A 2,299-nucleotide genomic window follows, 5' to 3' on the forward strand; every position below is an offset into this window, starting at 1 on the left:
TGCGGGAGGCCAGCGTGTGTGGGTGGTCTTCGCCCATCACCCGCACCCGGTCGGCCAGGGCGCGTTGGAGGTGGCTGGTAGCGCGGCTGAGCTGGCCCTGGTTATGCAGGAGGAGCCCGGCACGGCTGAGGATCTCTGCGGTGGTGTCGGTGTCGGTGTCGGTGGGTGCGTGGTCTGCCAGGGCGTCGATGTGGGGGAGGAGGGTGCGCCAGGTGGGCCAGGTATCGGGGGTGTCCCATGCGGCAGGTAGAGCGGTGTGAAGGTGGGTAGTGGCGTGGGTGCGGGCCTGGTCGACAAGGTGGGGGGTGCGGTGGGTGTCGTCGGGGTCGGAGGTGCGGGCGAGTGCCTGGACAAGCCGGTGGACGGCCAGGGTGCCGGCGGCGGGGTCGGGGGTGATCATGCTGTAGGCGGTCAGCAGACCGATCGCCTTGCTCCGCGCGGGCGGGTTGACGGAGGCACCGGCCAGGGCGGCGGGGATTTCGTCGGGGGCGTACCAGGCCAGGGTGCGCAGCAGGTCGGCGGCTGCGGGCTGGAGGGCGGTAATGCGGTCCAGGGTGATGTTCCAGATCCGGGCGATGGTGCGCTCCACCGGGGTGGTGACCGCGCCGTCGCGGTACATGACCGCCGGGTACTGGGCAAGCAGGTCCAGGTAGGAGCGGGGCGTGGTGAGCAGGTCCTGCGCGAGGTAGGCCGCTGCCTGGTCGATGGCCAGGGGGAGGTGGCCGAGTTCGGCGCACAGTTCGGCGGCGCCGTCCATGTCCCGGGGACCGGTGGTCGTGGCGATGCTGGTGAGCAGGGCCAGGGATTCGGCCTCATCCAAGACGTCTAGGCGTAGCACGGTGGGGATGCCGTGCCAGGAAGTGGCGAGGCGGCTGGTGATGAGGAAGCGTCCTTGGGGGTGGGCGCGGGCCAGGAGCGGGGCGATGTCGGCGGGGTCGTTGACGTTGTCCAGAATCAGCAGCCAGCCGGTGTGGGTGGACAGCCACTGTAGGGCACGCTCGGCCAATGCCTCCGGCGGGAGTGCATTGGTCAGAGACGTTTCCAGGGCGGCGGCCAGAGCTACCAGGCCCTCCTGGACGGCGGTGGGACTGTCGGCGGTGATCCATCGGCGCGGGGTACAGCCGTGGGGGCTCGTTGCGGCCCAGTGGTTGGCCAGGGTGCTCTTGCCGATTCCGCCCAGTCCGTGCACCGCCTGCACCACCACCTTGCCCGGAACGGCCAGTGCCCCATCCAACCGGTCCAGTTCGGCCGTGCGCCCGATGAACAGCCCCGGCCGCACCGGCAGGTTGTCCAGCCCGGCCGGAGCCGAGACCTGGGCAGGCGGCCGCAGTGCCTCGGGCGGCAGGGACACCACCCGGGAGTGGTCCCCGGTCAGCACGGGGGCGTAGTTGTTGCCCTCGATGGCGACGGCCCTCTTGGCGCTCGCCTCCACCCGTGGGCCAGGCTCGGTGGCGGGTGGTTCCGGTTGCGTCCCGGCCCGCCGCAACGGCCACCTCACGGGTGGGCACCGCCAGACTGGTCGCCGGTGGACAGCGGGCCGGAGTTGGTTCCGCCGATGGCGATCGCACGGTTCCCGGATGCGGCCACCGTGTCCGGGGCCGGTGGTAGCGGGGCGGGGTGCGGTCCGGCAGAGGGCTGAGCGGGTGCGGGCGGGGTGGGTGCGGTGTCGCCGGTGGAGATGGTGGCCCGGTTGTCGCCGCCGATGGCGACGGCGCGCTCGGCCGTGGCCCGGACCGAGCGGCCGGAGGTCCCGGTCGCCGGGGCCCGGGTGGCGAAGCCGTGGCCCCACAGGACGGCCAGCGAGCCCAGCACCGCGCCCAGCGCGGAGGCCAGCGACCAGCGGATCGCGGGATCCTTCAGCAGTGGTGGCAGCACCACCTCACCGCACAGCCATGCCGGCACGGCGAAGGCCGCGGCCGTCGCCAACCCCGCCACTGCCCACCTGAGGTTCCGTCCCATGCCGCCCCCGACCATGCCGACCGTCTGTGTCCATCACCACGATGGCAGCAGTACCCGGCCCTTGATCAGCCTTTGCATATATAGGCCGAGAAAGAGGAGAAGAGGACATTAAGGCCGCTCACGGCGGCGGGCCCGCAGGGGCCGGTATCCGGCAGGTCCGAGCGCGGACTTCGCCTACTACCAGGGCCTCGACGAGCCACAGTGACCTGGGGCATCTATCACCCATCTCCGGCCGGGCCAAATCGCGGATTCTACGGATCCTCTCTCCCTGACGGCCGGCCACCCGGGCTCCCGTTCGCCACTCCCCTTCGAGGTAGACGCCGTGATCGCCCACCTGCAG

Annotated in this window: 2 protein-coding genes; both read right to left on the reverse strand. The window is 71.6% G+C overall.

Features of this window, described 5'->3' with window-relative positions:
- Positions 1-1,432: tetratricopeptide repeat protein (locus RB628_RS40300; protein WP_318325612.1), on the reverse strand; the 1,432-nt coding region annotated here is incomplete at its 3' end.
- A 62-nt stretch (positions 1,433-1,494) separates the two neighbouring features.
- On the reverse strand, positions 1,495-1,959 hold the full coding sequence (locus tag RB628_RS40305) for a hypothetical protein (RefSeq protein ID WP_318325613.1): 465 nt from the start codon (positions 1,957-1,959) through the stop codon (positions 1,495-1,497).
- Positions 1,960-2,299 lie beyond the last annotated feature (340 nt).

It is taken from the genome of Streptomyces sp. ADMS, assembly GCF_033441795.1.
GTDB lineage: Bacteria > Actinomycetota > Actinomycetes > Streptomycetales > Streptomycetaceae > Streptomyces.

What these genes read in the sequence shown, in the direction of transcription:
- RB628_RS40305 (WP_318325613.1), bottom strand. Translation starts at nt 1,959, where the DNA reads ATGGGACGGAACCTCAGGTGGGCAGTGGCGGGGTTGGCGACGGCCGCG.